The organism is Polaribacter sp. KT25b (assembly GCF_900105145.1).
Lineage (GTDB): Bacteria > Bacteroidota > Bacteroidia > Flavobacteriales > Flavobacteriaceae > Polaribacter.
Genome location: NZ_LT629752.1, coordinates 2071740 through 2090098, shown reverse-complemented (window position 1 = coordinate 2090098; position 18359 = coordinate 2071740). Strand labels below are relative to the sequence as shown.

Below are 18359 nucleotides of genomic sequence, written 5' to 3'. Positions count from 1 at the left end.
CCAAAATTATTTACAAATAGTACTAAGTATTTAGTTTTTAGATTATTAAGTACTTTAATTTAACTAAAACAATGAAAGTAAAAGGATTAAGATGGTTTATTATTGGGTTAATATTTTTAGCTACGGTAATCAATTATATCGATAGAAGTGCATTAGCCATTATGTGGGGTAGTAGTGATCAACCCAACTCAATTTCTGGATCATTAGACCTAACCAAAAGTGACTACGGGTTAATATTAAATATTTTTATGGTGTTCTATGCACTTGGTCAATTATTTTCAGGTAAATTATTTGACAAAGTAGGAACAAGAATTGGTTATGTAATTAGTATTGGTGTTTGGGGATTATCTTCTTTCTTACATTCTACAGTTCAAGGAATTGTTGGTCTTACATTTTTTAGAAGTACTTTAGGTATATCCGAAGCTGGTAATTGGCCAGGAGGTGTTAAAAGTAATGCAGAATGGTTTCCTATTAAAGAACGAGCTATTGCACAAGGTCTATTTAATGCAGGTGCATCGATTGGATCTGTTATAGCTCCGCCGTTTATTGCAACATTATTTGTTGCTTTTGGTTGGAGAACCACTTTTATGGTAGTTGGTTCCTTTGGTTTACTTTGGATTATTCCATGGTTATTAATCAATAAAGCAGGACCAAAAAAACATCCTTGGATTACTCCAGAGGAGCAGAAATATATTTCAGAAGGTCAAAGTAAAGCAGATCAAAATGCTACTGCAGATACTAAAGGGAAAAGTTTAAAAGAAATTCTTTCTTACAAAGAATCTTGGGCTATTGTTGTAGGTCGTTTTTTCTTAGAACCAATATGGTGGTTGTTTGTAGGTTGGATGCCTTTATACTTAGCTGATGTTTATGGATTTAACGTAAAAGAAGTTGGTATGTTTGCTTGGGTACCTTATGTTGGTGCAGCTTTAGGAAGTATTGCTGGTGGATATGTTTCAGGACAAATAATTTCTAAAACAAATTCAATTGATAAAGGAAGAAAATTTACCATATTAATTGGTGGTGTTATAATGTTCTTAGGTTTAGTTGCCACAGTATTATTTGGTGATTCTCCAGAACGTTTTGTTGCAATTGTATTTTTTGTATTATTTGGTTTTCAATTTGCTATTGGAAACGTACAAACACTACCAAGTGATTTATTCAGTGGTAAATCAGTAGGTTCATTAGCAGGTTTAGCAGGTATGGTTGGTGTTTTCTCTGTAATTCTTATGAACTTTTTAGTTCCAATAATTCAAGACAAATTTTCTTACACACCAATATTTGTTGCAATTGCTGCATTTGTACCATTAGGTTTAGGAGCAATTTATTATTTCGCAAGAGAAATTAAATCAGTAGAAGAATAAAAATAATAATAATTATAACAATTAAATAAAGTCATGAGCAAATTAGAAAACAAAATAGCTGTAATTACAGGTGCTACAGGAGGAATAGGTTTTGCAGTAGCAAAAAGATTAGGAAAAGATGGTTATACTGTAATTTTAAACGGTATTGAAGATGAAGCAGGTGCTGAAAGAGTTAAAGAATTAACTGCAGAAGGTATTACTGCTGAGTATTATGGATTTGATGTTACTAAAGATGAAGAAGTAACAGCTAATATTACCAAAATTGGTGAAAAATATGGCAAAATTGATGTTTTAGTTAATAATGCAGGTGGTTTAGGTGGTAGATCTAGATTCGAAGAAATGACAACTGAGTTTTACAGGTTTGTGATGGCTTTAAATCTTGATTCAGCATTTTTTGCTTCAAGAGCAGCAATTCCTTTTTTAAAGAAAAGTGATAACGCATCAATTATAAACTATACATCAAATGCAGGATGGAATGCAGGTGGACCTGGTGCTGGTATTTATGGTACTTCAAAAGCTGGTGTTCATGCAATTACTAGAGCATTAGCAAAAGATTTAGCAGAATATGGTATTAGAGTAAATGCTGTATCTCCAGGTACAATAGATACTCCTTTTCATGCTCAAATTAAAGCAACTAAGCCAGAAGTTTTTGCTTCTTGGGCAAACAATATTATGTTAGGTAGATTAGGTCAACCAGAAGATGTAGCTGGTGTTGTATCTTTCTTAGCTAGTAAAGATGCTGCATTTATTACTGCAGAAACTATTCAAGTTGGTGGTGGTCAGGCATTAGGAATTTAAGATTCTAATTTTTACCATTAATTTTATTAAGTTAAAATAATATAAAACCAGTAAATTTAATTTTACTGGTTTTATCTTTTTTATGAATTTTATTTTAACTCTTTAATTTTTAGAGTTTAAAGTGATTATATTTACTTTATATAATTTAAATTTAATCTAAATAATTATTTGTGTAGTTTATTTTACAATGTATATTTGCAGTCAAAATAAATACTATTCATAATTAATCTAAATTAAGTTAACTATTAATGAAAAGGCTTTTAACTTTTGCAATTGCTATTGTTTCTACAATAAGTATTGCAGCACAAAACAATCAAAAAGATTCTATAAACAATCCTAAAAACCAAATAAATGGTGCACAGCGTATTTTAAATGGTAATATAAATACAAAAGGAGTTTCTGTTGGTGGTTATGGAGAATTGATTTACAATAAAGTTTCTGATAATAATGCTGTTTTAGATGTTAAAAGATTAGTCCTTTTTTTTGGATATAAATTTGATGAAAGAACACAATTTATTACAGAAGTTGAATTTGAACATGTAAATGAACTTTTTGTAGAGCAAGCATTTTTACAATATTCATTAAATGATAATGTAAATTTACGCGCAGGTTTAATGTTAATTCCTATGGGAATTGTAAATGAATACCATGAGCCAACAACCTTTAATGGTGTAGAAAGACCAAGTATGGATAATGCTATTGTACCTACTACTTGGCGAGAAATGGGAATTGGAGTTTCTGGAAGATATAATGAAGCTTCTTTACGTTATCAAGCCTATATTTTTAACGGTTTTAAATCAGTAGAATCTAATGAAGCAGGTACTATTACTGCAGGATTAATTGGCGGAAGAGCTGGTTTAAGAGGTGGAAAACAAAAAGGAATTCAATCTACATTTAACAACGCAAATTTTGCTACAAAAATTGATTATTATGGATTACCTGGATTGCGTTTAGGATTATCTGGTTATTTAGGTAGAACGCAATCTCCTGCTGACGTTGAAGATCTTTCTGGTGCAGATGTTGGTATTTCTATGATAGGATTAGATGCGCGTTATGCATACCAACGTTTTACCGCTAGAGGTCAGTTTGTACACGCAAGTTTATCAGATACTAATGCATATAATATAGCTACTGGTAGCGATTTAGGAAGTGCTTTACAAGGATATTATGTAGAAGCAGCTTACAATTTATTACCACAAACAAAGAGACAACAATTATTTGGTTTTGTTAGATATGAAGATTATGATACACATGCATCTGTGGAAGGTAACTTAACTAAAAATAATAGTTTTGACAGACATGAATGGACTTTTGGTTTAAGTTATCAAATTGCATCAGGAGCAGTTATTAAGGGAGATTATCAATTAAAAGACAATGCTGTAATTGGTGGTGCAACAATAAATCAATTAAATTTCGGAATCGGAGTTTGGTTCTAATATAAAAGTAAATAAGGAAAAGTAAATTTAATTTAGAATTTGCTTTTCTTTGTATTCATTCTAATTATTTTTCAAGATGATTTTAAAAAGATTTTTTTCTTTATCCATAATAGCCATAAGCTTTATGTTGGTTTCTTTTTCATTGCCGGATAAACTTTTAAAGAAAGTAAATAAGGAAATAAAAAGTGTTTTTGATATCAAAGATTTTCAATTAAAGCTAGTTAAAATTGAAGATTCTATAAATGATAAATTGCCTAAAAAAATTGGTAACGACAATCTATTTAAAATTGAAAGTAACTCAAAATTAATTGGTTATGCTTTTGTTGATAAATCGCCCAGTAAAACTGACGAATTTGATTATTTAATCTTGTTAGATAAGAATCTAATTATTGCTAAAACAAAAGTATTAGTTTACAGAGAAGATTATGGTGGTGAAATTGGAAGTAAACGTTGGTTAAACCAATTTACAGGAAAATCTTCTGCTGATAAATTAAAATATAGAAAAGATATTATTCCAATTTCTGGAGCAACAATTTCTGCACTTTCTATGACAAAAGCTGTAAATTCGTTCTTATTAGATTTAAATATCTTACATATTAATAAGGTTTTATAATGGTTTTAAAGGGACTTATTTTTCAATTTCCAAAAGAAATAAAACTACTTATTGTTGCTTTTGTTTGTACGTTAAGTATTGGTTTTTATAGCGGAATTTCTTTTGTAAGATCAACAACTAACGCAAATCCTACAGGAATTGAGCATCGCTATTTAGGAAATGAAGAAGATGAAAGTGCCACAAAAATGATGTTTAAGAAATCTGAAGGAGAAATTATGACAACAGTTCACAGTCATATTTTATCACTTTCAGTAATTTTCTTTATTATTTCTTTACTGCTATCAACAACAGATATTTCTCAGAAGTTGAAACTTTTTTTAATGATAGAACCTTTCTTTTCTCTTATTTTTACTTTTGGAGGAATTTACTTATTATGGAAAGATTTATACTTTATGAAGTATGTAATTATGATTTCTGGTTTCTTTATGACAGCAACATATACAGCATCAATTTTTATCATTTTAAAGCAAGCTTTAAAGAAAACTAATTAAGCTTTAAAACAGCTTTATAAATTGCATCAACATCTTTTATTTCTAGTAAATCTTTCTTCGGATTTATAAATTTTTGAGAAACTCGCCCGTTTAAAGAAACTCTAGAATCTACAAAAATAGCAACATCAGTAATGCCTTTCTTTGCATATTTATCCTTTAGAAATTGCGCATATTGCCAAATCATATCTGGCTGAAAACTCATTTGCTTTTCTTGAGTTGTTGTTAAATGGTTTTTAGGATACTCAACCCAACGTTTGCTCGTTTTTTTATCAAATACAGTAAATTCTGCAAATCCATTTTTTTCCATAATCATTACGTGCCAAGCAAAACGAAGCCCGTTTTCTGTCCATAAAACATTGTTTGTTAAAAGATGATATCTTAAAGGAAATAAAAATTGAAATGCAAAGAATGCAGCTAGAAAAGCAAGTACAATCTTATTCGTTTTAAAACTATTATTTTCTTTTTTATCTTCTTCTAAATTTATTTTTTTTCCTAAATAACCTAAAATTGTGTTCCATTCTTGATGTGTAATAAAAACCAAACTGCCAAAAATCATCAACCAAGGAAACATACCGATATTAAATAAAACGTATGTCAATACATGAAAAACAACCACAAAAATATACGCAATTGGTCTTGTTTTTCTGATAAAAAGTAAAAAAGGAATTGTTAAATCGTACAGCATTCCACTCCAACTAAATAGGTAAGGAGTTATATCATATTCAAATAACCAACCAATTAAAGGAACATCTGTTTTTGCTTTTAGCCAAATTTTTAAAGGTTGTGCATTTAGTAACCAATCAGATTTTATTTTAGCAATTCCGCCAAATAAATAAACAACGCACAGTTGCAGTTTAAAAATTAGAATCGTCCAATTATGTACATAATTTAATTTTAAATTTTTAAAGATTTTTGTTTCAACAGAATAGTTTTTGTTTGCAGGCACTAAAATCAATAAAAAAGCGACTAGAGAAACAAAATAATAGTGATTTAAATACCAAGATTTTTCTATCAATTCTAAATATGTAAAGGAGATAAAAAATAGTATTGTTGCAATTCTATACAAAAAACCTAACCCAATTAATAAGGCAGATAATGCACAAATAATTACAACAATATACATTTCATTTACATCAAGAGGTTGAATCCAATCAAAGAATTGATAGGTAAAATGAAACTCAGGATTTGTATAGCATTTTTCAATCCAACCATTAAATATAAAACGAAACATTGAGAAACACATTAAAAAACCAAATGCCATTCTAAAAATGGCAAGTGGTAATATGGATGTTTCTTTTAGTAGATAAGAAGTAATTTTTTTAATCCCCATCATTGTCATTTATGGTAACTGTTGTACCAATTGCGTTAGACATATCTACTTTAATAAGTACTAATAAATCTCTAAAAGCATCTTGTAAATTTTCTACGTTTTCAGGATTATTAATCAATTCTATAGTTAAAGGATTATGAATTGCATCAATTTTTGTTTGACAATTATTAAAAGCTTCAATAATGCTTAAATCCAAATCATCTCTTTCAATTAAACCCAAATAGTTGTCATATCCCCAATTGATTTCATTTTCTAAAAAATCGCCATTATAGCATCTTTTTAAAGCGTTTAAATGTTCTTGAATAATTACCAAAGATGTTATACTTCTCGAAGCTTCTAAATCATCAAGATTGATAATTCCACCAGTATTATTTCCTAAAGGATTTCCTAATTTACTAATAATTACTTCTTCAATTAAAGTAATCATTGCATTTGTTAATTGGTTTTGACTTCCGCTAATTCCGTTTTCTACAGATGAAATAAAGTCTGATTTATCATTTTCCCAAAGACTTAAAAGAGCATTCGCTTTTGTTTTTAAATTATTAGATAAAGACAATAAATAATCTAATCTTCTTTCAAAATTTAATTCAGTTGTAAAAGAATTTAAGATTTCTTGGTTTTCTTCGGATGAAAAAAGTAGATATTCTAAAGCAGAAATTCCTTTGGCAGAAGAACCTTTGGATGCAATAAAAGCTTCATTAATAGTTTCAGTTCCATTAATATGTTCATTGATAGTTTCTGAATTTGTTGGCCACCTATTAATTTCAAAATGGATAAAACTATTTTCTACAGCGCCTAAATTATACAATTCTAATTGTTTCCAAACTTTTAAAGTGGCAAGCCAACTTGCTTGAGTTTTCGTTAAATTTACTAAAGTAGGCGTCGTTTTAAATTCTTGAATACTTGTTTCTAACAAACTAGTTTGCTGAATAAATTCATTTGATAAAACTAATATCTCATTCTCATAAACATTTTCTAACTGTGCAGTTCTTGTATATTGAATTTGATATTCAGATTCTGTAATTCCGTCTGTATTACAACTGATAAAAATTAGCAACGAAGCTAGAATACTTAATGGAAGTATAAAAAAAAGTTTTTTTCTGATTTGAGATTTCATTATAGAGTTTTAATAAAGTCGATGATTTTTGTTCTTTCTTCTGATGTTAAATTGACGAATATATTTTTAGAATTTTCTGCTTCTCCACCATGCCATAAAATAGCTTCTTCAATAGTTCTTGCACGTCCATCATGTAATAAATTTGTGTGGCCATTTACAGTTTCAATTAAACCAATTCCCCATAATGGAGGCGTTCTCCATTCAGTTCCTGTTGCTTTAAAATCTGGCGTATTATCAGCCAAATCAACACCCATATCATGTAATAATAAATCTGTATAAGGTCTAATTGTTTGATTTTCTAACGCAGGAATTTCATGAGAACCCGTTGTCATTTTTGCAATATGACAAGAAGTACATTTACTATCAATAAATAATTTTTTTCCTTCTAAAATGTTTATTTCATCATAATCTCTTCGTCCAGGAACAGCAAGTGTGCTTGAATATAAAGTTACTTTACCAATATTTTCATCAGAAATTTCTGGAGATCCTCCATTAGCAAAACTAGAACAGTCAACTCCTTCAGGACAATTTTCATCAGGAAATAAAGTAGAAGTAATGCCTAAATCACCAGCAAAAGCAGCAGAAATTTGTTGTTTTATAGTTGGCTGATTTGCTTTCCATCCAAAACGTCCAATAGTTGTAGATTGTGTTTCTATGTTCCAAACATAATTTGGTCTTCCAGAAACTCCGTCATTATCAGTGTCAAATTCATCAGCAAAACTTAATAAAGTATTTTCTGTAACGGCTTCTAATAAGCCCAAACCAACCATTTGTTGTGCAACTCTTGGCGAAACTTGTAAGTTACTAGCTAAATTTCCATACGCTAAATCATTAATAATATATTCAGGATTTCTTAAAGTTACAGAAGTTCCATCAGAATAATTAACAATTTTATCTGAATATGAAATTGAAAAAGATGCTTCTGTAGTTGTATTTGTTACAGATTGATCTTGTAATTGACCTCCATAAATTGGATCTGGTTTATTGCCTCCATTTAAATCTGTACCAGGAATACTTAACCTTAATAATAAACCATGATTTAAATCTCCAATAGATTCAGGAGCTTTTCCTCTTCCGTCTTTAAAGTGACAAGTAGAACAAGCTCTCGCATTAAAAAATGGACCTAATCCATCTCTTGCAGTTGTAGATGCTGGCGCAGTTACCCAATTCTGATTAAATAAAGAGTTTCCTGTAAAGAAAAACAACGAATTATCTCCTACTAAATTAGGTGCTTGAAATCCAAATGCATTTACAGAAACATCAAAAATGGTAGTTTCTCCACCAGAAAAAGCTTCATTTTCTTCAGCAACTAAAGGAATATAAATTTCTTCATTATTAGAACAACTAATCATAATTAAGATTAGTAGTATTAAAAATGGTTTTGTTTTATTAGTCATAGTATGTAATACAAAAGTCAGAATTCCAATAAAAATTGAAATTCTGACAAAATAATTAAAAATTTTATAAATTAATCAGGTAATTGAGAAGAAATAGAAATTCCTAAAGCACTTCCACCTTCAACAAATTTATCACCCAAATCTTGTAAAGCATTTACAGAAGCTAATACAAATGGTCTTTCTGATGTATCAGAAATAGCAAAATCAAAAGGAGTAGCAGTAGCATCTATTGCATTTTCTGCAGCAACTAATTGTGCTGTAATTTCTGCTGCTAAAGTTGGGTTTGTTTCTGATATTAAATCCTCTAAAGAATCGCCAGAAATACTTCCATAAGAACCTCTATAAACATTTGCAATTCCTGCTAAGTTTAAACGAATATCTCTATGTGTATTATCAGAAAAACAAGAATGCTCATCTTCTTGATCTTGATTGTCATAAGCTACAAATATTCTTTCTCCACCTAATTCAGATTTTGATAAAGTAGCCAAAGCTGTTAAAATATTTTTGATAGCAGTATCTTCATCCAACGCTAAAAAAGTTGTTCTATAAGCACCACCAACTTGCCATTCAGTAATCATTAATTGTAAATGATCTATTAATAAATCTGCACAAGCTGCTAAATAATCTCTTCTTCTATCTTGATTATCAGCAGTTCCGCCATCAACAAAATCTGTATAAGGTCTTTGTCCTGCTAATTTTTCTGAAGGTACAGTTGTATCTTGTCCCCATAAAAGAAACTCAATTGCATGGTAACCAACACTAATATTTGTTTCGCTACCAACTTCATTTAAACTTTCTAAAGTTGCTTTATCTATTGTTGGATAATCAACAAGATTATTAATGATTCCTGAGTTTGCTTCTCCAACAACATAATCTACATAATTTTCATCCAAAGGCCAAGCATTTAATAAACCTTCAGGTCCATCAGTGTCATCAATTGGGCCACTTGCAAAACGAAACGCTTCTGTTTGTCCATAAGATTCTCTAGCATTTAACCAAGCATCTTTTGCTGCTGTAAAGTTTGCTTCTGTAGGTGTTGTAACAAAAACATTAATTGCTGTTTGTAAACTTTCTGCATCTGTTTTTGCGTCTGAATAATTTGCAAAAACAATTGTAGCATAGTTATCTAGAACAGAAGATTTTTCAATTGTAATTTCTGGTATTGGTTCACTTTCGCTTGTACAAGAAAGTATAGTTGTAATTCCAATTGCAAATATTAATTTGGATAATTTTAAATTCATTTTATTTAGATTGATTAAAAATAATATTGTTTTTCAATGGCAAATATATAAAGTATTATCACTTATGCAAATTTTATTTAGAACAAATAAAAATAAGGTACGTGACTTTATGAATATCATTTACGTATGAGGTAAAATTTAATCTTTAATTAATACTGAGATATAATAAGAGATAGAATTATTAGCATTTAATTCATTAATAAGTTGTAAATTTGCACGCAATTATACCTTAATTGCGACATGATAGCACACAACAACAAAATTTTAGGAGAAGGCTTAACATACGATGATGTATTATTAGTTCCAGCTTTTTCTAAAGTACTTCCAAGAGAAGTAAGTATTCAAACAAAATTTACTAGAAATATTACTATAAATGTACCCATCGTTTCTGCGGCTATGGATACAGTTACAGAATCTGCTTTAGCAATAGCGATAGCTAGAGAAGGTGGTATTGGAGTTTTACATAAAAATATGACTATTGAGCAGCAAGCTCAAGAAGTTAGAAAAGTAAAACGTGCAGAAAGCGGAATGATTTTAGATCCTGTTACTTTACCTTTAACTGCTGTAGTTTCTGATGCCAAACAAAACATGAGAGAACATGGTATTGGTGGAATCCCAATTGTTGATAAAGACGGAATTTTACAAGGAATTGTAACAAACAGAGATTTACGTTTTGAGCATAACAATGCCAGACCAATTGTAGAAGTAATGACAAGTGAAAATTTGGTTACTGCAGATGTTGGAACTTCTTTATCAGATGCAGAAAAAATTCTTCAGAATTATAAAATTGAAAAACTTTTAATTGTTGATAAAGACTACAAATTAAAAGGATTAATAACTTTTAGAGATATTACTAAAGTAACGCAAAAACCAATTGCTAACAAAGACACTTTTGGTAGATTAAGAGTTGCAGCAGCTTTAGGTGTAACTGGAGACGCTGTTGAAAGAGCAGAAGCATTAGTAAATGCAGGTGTAGATGCAGTTGTTGTAGATACAGCTCATGGCCATACAGAAGGTGTGGTAAATGTTTTAAAAGCAATTAAAGAAAAGTTCCCAAATTTAGATGTAGTTGTTGGTAATATAGCAACTCCCGAAGCTGCGCAATTTTTAGTTGCTGCTGGAGCAGATGCTATAAAAGTAGGTATTGGTCCAGGTTCTATTTGTACAACGAGAGTTGTTGCAGGTGTTGGATTTCCTCAGTTTTCTGCAGTTTTAGAAGTTGCAGAAGCTATAAAAGGTAGTGGAGTTCCTGTTATTGCAGATGGTGGAATTCGTTACACAGGTGATATTCCTAAAGCAATTGCTGCCGGTGCAGATACAGTAATGTTAGGTTCGTTATTGGCTGGTACAAAAGAATCGCCAGGAGAAACTATTATTTACGAAGGAAGAAAATTTAAATCTTACAGAGGAATGGGATCAATTGAAGCAATGAAAAAAGGCTCAAAAGATCGTTATTTTCAAGATGTAGAAGATGATATTAAAAAATTAGTTCCAGAAGGAATTGTTGGACGTGTACCTTATAAAGGAGAATTGTTTGAAAGCATTCATCAGTTTATTGGAGGTTTACGTGCAGGAATGGGATATTGTGGAGCAAAAGATATTGAAACACTTAAAGAAAATGGTAAATTTATTAGAATTACCGCAAGCGGAATTAATGAAAGTCATCCTCATGATGTAGCAATTACAAAAGAATCACCAAATTATAGTAGAAGGTAATTTTTTTTATAAAATATAAAACCAAGCAATTTTTGCTTGGTTTTTTTGTGCTTTTTTATCTAGCTTTTTTGAGTCAGATTTTCTTACATGTATTTTACTAAAAAGTGCTTTTTCTTGGATGATAAGTTTCTACAATTTCTTTTAAATAACTAGTATCTAAATGTACATAAACTTCTGTAGTTGTAATACTTTCATGACCTAACATAAGTTGAATTGCTCTTAAATCTGCGCCATTTTTTAATAAATGGGTTGCAAAAGAATGCCTTAAAGTATGCGGACTTATTTTTTTATTCAAGTTGATTTTAACAGCTAAATCTTTTAAAATAGTAAATATCATTTGTCGAGTTAAACCTTTGCCACGTCGGTTTAAAAACAAAGTATCTTCAAAACTTTTTGCTGGTTTTAGATGAATTCTAATTTCATTAATATAAATAGTAATATATTTTTGCGCATTGTAATGAATAGGTACAAAACGTTCTTTATTCCCTTTTCCTGTAACTTTTATAAAGCCTTCATTAAAAAATAAATCAGAAATTTTTAGGGTGATTAATTCGCTAACTCGCAAACCACAACTATATAAGGTTTCTAAAATGGTTCTATTTCTTTCTCCTTGCGGATGACTTAAATCAACAGCAGAAATAAGTTCGTTTATTTCTTCTTCGGATAAAGTATCTGGTAATTTTCTACCAATTTTTGGCGCTTCAATTAAATCTGTAGGATTTGTTTCTCTATAATCTTCAAAAACTAAATAATCAAAAAAACTTCGCAAACCAGAAATTATGCGTGCTTGGCTTCTTGGATTTACTTTCTTTGCAACTTCATAATTAAATTGTTGAATAGTATTATTATCAATAGAAATAGGAGTGAAGCTGATTTCATTTTCAGCCAAAAATAAAATTAGTTTATCTAAATCTCTTGTATAACTATCAATTGTGTTTTTAGATAAACCTCTTTCAATTTTTAAATACAACCGATAATCTCTAATTGCGTTTTGCCATTTCATAATATAAAGATATTAAAACTTAAGTATTCAATTGATAAAAATTAAGAATACAAGAAATTTTTATATCCAAAATTGTAAGAATTTCATTTGAGTTAACTTTTAAAGCAATTAAGTTAATGTAAAAAAGAGTACTCATTTACTTTTGTATAGAACTTAAAAACATAAAAAAAATGAAGAAATTATTATTAGCTGCTTTTGTAGCAATTATAGGTGTAAGTAGTATACATGCACAAGAAGGTGTTTTAAATGGAGGGTTAAACGTAGGAATACCTACAGGAGATACAAATGATTTTTATGGATTAACATTAGGCGCAGAATTAAATTATATGTTTCCTGTGGCAGAAGGTTTTACTTTAGGTCCATCTGTACAATATTCTCACTTTTTTGGGAAAGATCATGATTTTGGAGGTATAACTTTTGAAACTGAAGATGCATCTTTTTTACCAATTTCTGGTGCTGCAAGATTTAATGTTTCAGAGAAATTTGTGGTGGGTGCAAATGTTGGTTACGCAATAGGTTTAAGTAATGATTATGATGGTGGTTTTTATTATAGACCAGTGGTTGGTTATAAAGTTGGTGAAAGAACACAATTAAACATGTCATACTCAGGAATTTCAAATGAAGGTGTAGATCTTAATAGTGTTAATTTGGGGTTCATGTTTGGAATTTAAAATATAAATATTGATTATATTTACGAACGGAAGCAAAAAAGCTTCCGTTTTTTTGTTTAAAAAATGTATTTTTGAATCATGAAGTTAATTATAATAAACGGCCCAAATTTAAATTTATTAGGGAAAAGAGAGCCAGAAATATATGGTTCTAAAACCTTCGAAGAATTTTTTAAAGAACTTCAATTAAAATTTAAAGAGGTAGAATTACATTATTATCAATCGAATATTGAAGGCGAAATTATTGATAAATTACATGAAATTGGTTTTAATTATGATGGAGTTATCTTAAACGCTGGTGCATACACACATACTTCTGTGGCTATTGCTGATGCGATAAGTGGAATAACAACACCGGTTATAGAAGTGCATATTTCTAATGTGCATAAAAGAGAAACGTTTAGACATCATTCGTTTTTATCACCAGTTTGTAAAGGAGTAATTTTGGGTTTTGGGTTAAAAAGTTATGAATTAGCAATTCAGAGTTTTCTATAAATTTTACTTTCTAAGTTTTAAGTTAGTTTTGTCTGGTTCAGTGCAGTCGAAACCTATTTATAAATTTAAAAGCATTTTAATATCAGAACGCTCATAATGTGAATTTTCTTCGACAGGAATTTCTTTAAACCCTATTTTTTTATATAAATTAATTGCCGGAACTAATTTTCTGTGAGAGTATAAAGTGATGCTTTTCCATTGTTGATTTTTAGCAAATTCAATGCAGAAATTCATTAATTGTAAACCAATTTTTAAACCTTGATATTTTGGTAAAACTGCCATTTTACTCAATTCAAAAAAATTTTTTTGGTTGATAATCGAAACAACTCCTACAATTTCATTGTTATATTTTGCAAAGAAGATAAATCCTCCAGGATCTAAAACATATTTTTGTGGATTTCTTAAAACCTTTTCGTCATAAGGTTCTACATAAAAATATTTTTCTAACCATTCTACATTTAAACTATAAAAGTCATTAGCAAATTCTGGTTGATATGCTATAATTTCTAAGTTTTCTAATTCCATAATAAATAAGTTGCATTAAGGATTGACGTGAAAATCCTTTTTGTGAAGAATGAACAAAAAGATTGTAACAGAAAGCCCGACTTTTCTACACTAAAACTTTTTTGTTTTAGTGTAGAAAAGAATGCCCAAAATATTTTAAATTTTAGCATTGATAATTTTCATCATTTCGTTTTCTAGAACAATAGTTTTTTGATAGATGTCTTCTGCTTTTGCAATAATTTCTTCCGCAAATTTTCTGTCTTTTATGTCTTTTGCATTAATTCGTACATTAAAATAAGCTCCTGTAACAGCTGTTTTTGCACATAAAATACCAACACCAGCATCAGAAAGAGAATTTTGAATTCCGGTTTTCATCATTTCTAACATCACTTCAATGGAATTGTATGCAGTTTGCATCACTTTAAACGGAATTTCGGTTGCATATTTTGTAGCATCTTCAATGGCTTGTTTTCTTGCTTCAATTTCTTCAGGATTGGTTTTTGGCATTCTAAAACCGTCAATAATTTTGTTAAAAGCATTGGTATCTTCATCCACTAAAAACAACAATTCATTTTTATATTTTTGACCTTTTACTGCCCAATCAGAAAAATATTCCCATTTTTTGTCCCAACCTTGTTTATTTGCAGAAAGATTCGCAACCATTGTGCCTAAAGAAACGCCCAAAGTACCCACATAAGCAGCAATACTTCCACCTCCAGGAGCCATAGATTCTGATGCAGTTTCTTCTGCAAAATTTGTAATTGTTAAATCAATTAATTTTTTATCAGCATTAGAATTCATTACATATTCTATGATTCTTTCTTGCGGATGAAATGGTTTTAAATCGTCTAAACCTAGAGATTTTATAGCGATTTTAATCTTCTCACTTTCTGATATTCCTAAAGATCGCTCTTGTTTTTTTAGGTAAAAATCAGCAGTATCTAACATTGCTTGTAAAGGAACTAAACCAACTAATTCAGAGCCAGTTACTCGTAAACCCCGTTTAGTTGCAGCCAAATCTGTTTCATAAAAAGCTTCGTGCATCGAAGTGATCGTAATGTTGGTTAAATTGTACGAAATTTGAGCAATTCCGTATTCTTCTATAAACCAACCAATACCTTTTACGGCTTTTAATTTTCCTGGAATTCTTTCTGGATTTCCGTTTTTATCCAATACTTTTTTTCCGTTAACTAATTTTACTCTTCCGTTTTCACGAATATCAAAAGCAATGGCATTTGCTCTTCTTGTAGAAGTTGAGTTTAAGTTTATATTATATGCAATTAAAAAGTCACGTGCAGAAATTGCTGTAACTCCGGATGAAATTATTTGTTGATTATATGCTGATGGACCAAAATCTGGTTTCCAATTTGGCTTAGAAAGTTTTTCTTTTAAACCTTCATATTCTCCAGAACGAACGGTAGCAAGGTTTTTTCTTTCTGATGTAGTTGCTGCATTTTCATAATAATAACCAGAAATGCCTAATTCTTCACCAACTCTTTTACCTAATTGATGCGCATGTTTTGCAGTTTCTTCCATAGAAATATTTGCAATTGGCACTAAAGGACAAACATCTGTAGCTCCAAAACGAGGATGCTCACCTTTTTGTTTGCTCATATCAATAAGTTCTGATGCTTTTTTTATCAATCTAAAAGCAGCTTCAATTACATTTTTTGGCTCGCCAACAAAAGTAATTACAGTTCTATTTGTTGCTTTACCAGGATCTATATCTAATAATTTTACACCTTCAACCGTTTTTACAACGTTTGCAATTGCATTTATTTTATTGATGTCTTTACCTTCGCTAATATTAGGAACGCATTCTATAAGTTGTTTGTTCATAATTGATGAATTTAATTACCAAATGTAAAATATTTATCAAAAATAAACTTTACAAATTATCAATACAATAAAGTTTGTTACTTATTTTAAGGTTTTTGATAAAAATAAATATCTAAAAAACAATAAAACCAATAAAGGAATTACAGCAACAGGGAATAATTGTACTTCAAGAATCCAAAGAATAGGAATTGTAAATAGTAAAAAAGTCAAAAATATAAAGTAGTATTTGATCCTTTTTTGCTGATTTTCTTTGAGCATTATAAAAGCAATTATCAAGTTTGGAGCAAAAGCCCATAAAAAATTGAAATTATTGGGAGCTGTAGAATGATCTGTGAAAAACCAAAGAAAAATGATTAAAACACCTAAAATTCCGGTTGTAGAAAGGATGGTGAAATCTAACCATTTTGATATTTTCTTCTTTTTAAAATCAGAAAAAGTAATAAATAATCCAATTAAAGAAAAGATACTAAAAATTAAAAAAGGATTAAAAAATGAAATTTTAGGTTTTTGTTCTTCAAAATCTAATAGAATATCTTCTCTTTTTATTAGGTTTTCTGGCTGATTTCTAACAAATAATTTACTGTCTTTAAAAATAGTATACACATATTTAGGCAAATACATATATTGTTCAGAAGTAGCTTTTTGATCTAATTTGCTTCCTAAAGCTAAATTGATGCCAAAATTTCCCCAAGAATTCCAAGGAATTTCTTTGTTCATTAATTGTCTAAATGATAGATTTTTTTCTATATTTTCATCAATTAAAACCACTTTATCTCCTAAAATTGAAATTGTAATATCTTTTAATTTTGTGGCACAATTATTAAAATAGGGGTCATAATTATAATTTCTATTTTCTGGCAAAGCATTGTTTTCTAAATACATAAAAAACTTTTGTCTTTCTTGTGATGTTAAATTTAACACTTGTTGTTTTACCCAACGTTTATCTCTTTTATAACTTGCCAAAAAGTATTTAAAATCGTAGCTAGCAAGCATATAAATCATGTTTCCTTTCGTGAAATTTGAATAAAAATTTGGAGCATCAAAATCAAACATTCCATAATTATAAATTACATCTAATTGTAATACAGGATCTTTTATTCTGATAGCAGAATGGCCAAAAGCTTCATATAATTCTGATCCAGGACCTGCAGTAACAATACTAACTTCTGAATATACAGAAAGATTTACTTGAGAATTATAAGGTTTTATAAATGCAAAAAGGAAGAGTAGTAGTAAGTATTTTTTTTTCATAAATTAGTATCATCTAAAGAAACTATAATCAAAAGTAATTGAAAAAATATTTGAATATAAAGCGTTACCGACACTACCAATATTTGTTAAAGCATAATCAACTTGAACACCTCTGTAGTTAAAACCAACGCCAAAATTAGGTTGTGTAGAAAGCGATTTTGAGTTATCGTACTCTGTAATGTATTGAAAATTACCAACACCTAAACGTAAATAAACTAATTGATCATAATCTAATTGAAAACCAATTGCAGGATCTATACTACCAACTTCTGATGAGAAAATATCATTTGTTTGCTCAAAACGAATATTTAAATCGGCTTCTGTTTGAAGATTAAATAAACGCCCAATTCTAAAATCTTTGGCAACACCTAATTGTATTTTTGGTTTTGTAATTTCTGTAGTTTCTGGCAATTCTTGGTTTTGACCCGGAATTGCATCTTTAATTTTATTGAATTCATCTTCATTAATAATCCAACTATTATAAGTTGTTGTTATATCTCTTGCCATCAATCCAAATTTCCAATTATTTCTTTCAAACTGTAGGCCGGCATCAAACCCAAACCCCCAAGAAGTAGCAAATTCGCCAATAATTCTTCGAACAATTTTTGCATTTACTCCTATTTTAACATCCTTAAAAATTAAATTTCTAGCATAAGCAAAGTTAAAAGCATAATCAGCAGCAGAAAACAAACTAATTCTATTAAAATCGATGTTTCCTTCGCTATCAATTAATTCTGTAGTGTTTAAAATATCATCAACCCCAAAACGAATAACTGAAATACCAATGGCACTAATTTTATCAATTGGCATTGCAAAAGCGGCATGATTGTAATTAGAGATGCCTGCAAAATAAGAGGCATACATTAAAGAACCTTGATAATCCTTAATACCAACTAAACCCGCTGGATTCCAGTAAATTGCATTTACATTATTAGTTGTTGCAACCACAGCTTTACTCATTCCTAAAGCAGCAGCATCCACACCAATATTTAAAAATTCGTTTGAATAATTTCTAAAGGATTGCGCCTTTAAAAAAAGCGGAAAGGCAACTAAAAAAAGTACTATTTTGTATTTCACAAATATTTAAAATTATGGATAA

17 protein-coding genes are annotated in these 18359 nt (G+C 29.6%); 8 read left to right on the top strand and 9 right to left on the bottom strand.

Annotation, left to right across the window (positions count from 1 at the left end; genetic code table 11):
- Window positions 1-71: 71 nt before the first annotated feature.
- From BLT70_RS09060 to BLT70_RS09040, 5 genes are all read left to right on the top strand, one after another.
- Window positions 72-1361, top strand: coding sequence for an MFS transporter (locus tag BLT70_RS09060; protein ID WP_091893710.1), 1290 nt, complete (start codon window positions 72-74; stop codon window positions 1359-1361).
- Between the two features lie 33 nt (window positions 1362-1394).
- Window positions 1395-2159 (top strand): SDR family NAD(P)-dependent oxidoreductase, encoded by a 765-nt coding sequence (locus BLT70_RS09055; protein ID WP_091893708.1) that lies wholly within the window; start codon window positions 1395-1397, stop codon window positions 2157-2159.
- 248 nt (window positions 2160-2407) lie between these two features.
- Entirely contained in the window at window positions 2408-3595 is a 1188-nt protein-coding gene (locus BLT70_RS09050; protein WP_091893706.1) for a porin, read from the top strand.
- Between the two features lie 76 nt (window positions 3596-3671).
- Window positions 3672-4208 carry an FMN-binding protein gene (locus tag BLT70_RS09045; RefSeq protein WP_091893704.1) on the top strand — a complete coding sequence of 179 codons (537 nt, stop codon included), beginning with the start codon at window positions 3672-3674 and terminating at the stop codon, window positions 4206-4208.
- Window positions 4208-4699: a hypothetical protein gene (locus tag BLT70_RS09040; protein WP_091893702.1), complete on the top strand. Its 492-nt coding sequence runs from the start codon at window positions 4208-4210 to the stop codon at window positions 4697-4699. The genes BLT70_RS09045 and BLT70_RS09040 overlap by 1 nt, the downstream gene beginning before the upstream one ends.
- On the opposite strand, the gene BLT70_RS09035 is transcribed toward BLT70_RS09040, so the two are convergent.
- From BLT70_RS09035 to BLT70_RS09020, 4 genes are all read right to left on the bottom strand, one after another.
- Window positions 4692-6029, bottom strand: a complete 1338-nt coding sequence (locus tag BLT70_RS09035) for an HTTM domain-containing protein (RefSeq protein WP_157691865.1) — start codon at window positions 6027-6029, stop codon at window positions 4692-4694. The two genes, BLT70_RS09040 and BLT70_RS09035, sit on opposite strands and share 8 nt — an antisense overlap.
- On the bottom strand, window positions 6019-7146 hold the full coding sequence (locus BLT70_RS09030; RefSeq protein ID WP_091893698.1) for an imelysin family protein: 1128 nt from the start codon (window positions 7144-7146) through the stop codon (window positions 6019-6021). Before BLT70_RS09030 ends, BLT70_RS09035 begins: the two co-directional genes overlap by 11 nt.
- Window positions 7146-8543: a di-heme oxidoredictase family protein gene (locus BLT70_RS09025; protein ID WP_091893696.1), complete on the bottom strand. Its 1398-nt coding sequence runs from the start codon at window positions 8541-8543 to the stop codon at window positions 7146-7148. The genes BLT70_RS09030 and BLT70_RS09025 overlap by 1 nt, the downstream gene beginning before the upstream one ends.
- Window positions 8544-8614: 71 nt before the next feature.
- Window positions 8615-9784, bottom strand: coding sequence for an imelysin family protein (locus tag BLT70_RS09020; protein WP_091893694.1), 1170 nt, complete (start codon window positions 9782-9784; stop codon window positions 8615-8617).
- Between the two features lie 240 nt (window positions 9785-10024).
- Here BLT70_RS09020 and guaB point away from each other — a divergent pair, with 240 nt between their 5' ends.
- Window positions 10025-11500, top strand: coding sequence for an IMP dehydrogenase (guaB, locus tag BLT70_RS09015; RefSeq protein WP_091893692.1), 1476 nt, complete (start codon window positions 10025-10027; stop codon window positions 11498-11500).
- Window positions 11501-11597: 97 nt separating this feature from the next.
- Here guaB and xerD read toward each other — a convergent pair whose 3' ends face one another.
- Entirely contained in the window at window positions 11598-12503 is a 906-nt protein-coding gene (xerD, locus tag BLT70_RS09010) for a site-specific tyrosine recombinase XerD (protein WP_091893690.1), read from the bottom strand.
- 170 nt (window positions 12504-12673) lie between these two features.
- Here xerD and BLT70_RS09005 point away from each other — a divergent pair, with 170 nt between their 5' ends.
- The gene (locus BLT70_RS09005; protein WP_091893688.1) at window positions 12674-13174 is read left to right on the top strand and encodes a transporter; all 501 of its coding nucleotides are present in this window, start codon (window positions 12674-12676) and stop codon (window positions 13172-13174) included.
- 78 nt (window positions 13175-13252) lie between these two features.
- The gene (gene aroQ / locus BLT70_RS09000; protein WP_091893686.1) at window positions 13253-13666 is read left to right on the top strand and encodes a type II 3-dehydroquinate dehydratase; all 414 of its coding nucleotides are present in this window, start codon (window positions 13253-13255) and stop codon (window positions 13664-13666) included.
- A gap of 57 nt (window positions 13667-13723) precedes the next feature.
- Here aroQ and BLT70_RS08995 read toward each other — a convergent pair whose 3' ends face one another.
- The 4 genes from BLT70_RS08995 to BLT70_RS08980 all read right to left on the bottom strand — a co-directional run bounded on the left by BLT70_RS08995 (window position 13724) and on the right by BLT70_RS08980 (window position 18337).
- On the bottom strand, window positions 13724-14191 hold the full coding sequence (locus BLT70_RS08995; protein ID WP_091893684.1) for a GNAT family N-acetyltransferase: 468 nt from the start codon (window positions 14189-14191) through the stop codon (window positions 13724-13726).
- A 135-nt stretch (window positions 14192-14326) separates the two neighbouring features.
- Complete coding sequence (ftcD, locus tag BLT70_RS08990; protein WP_091893682.1) at window positions 14327-16009, bottom strand: glutamate formimidoyltransferase; 1683 nt, start codon at window positions 16007-16009, stop codon at window positions 14327-14329.
- Window positions 16010-16090: 81 nt separating this feature from the next.
- Window positions 16091-17260: a DUF4105 domain-containing protein gene (locus BLT70_RS08985; RefSeq protein WP_091893680.1), complete on the bottom strand. Its 1170-nt coding sequence runs from the start codon at window positions 17258-17260 to the stop codon at window positions 16091-16093.
- 9 nt (window positions 17261-17269) lie between these two features.
- Window positions 17270-18337, bottom strand: coding sequence for a PorV/PorQ family protein (locus BLT70_RS08980; protein ID WP_091893678.1), 1068 nt, complete (start codon window positions 18335-18337; stop codon window positions 17270-17272).
- Window positions 18338-18359 lie beyond the last annotated feature (22 nt).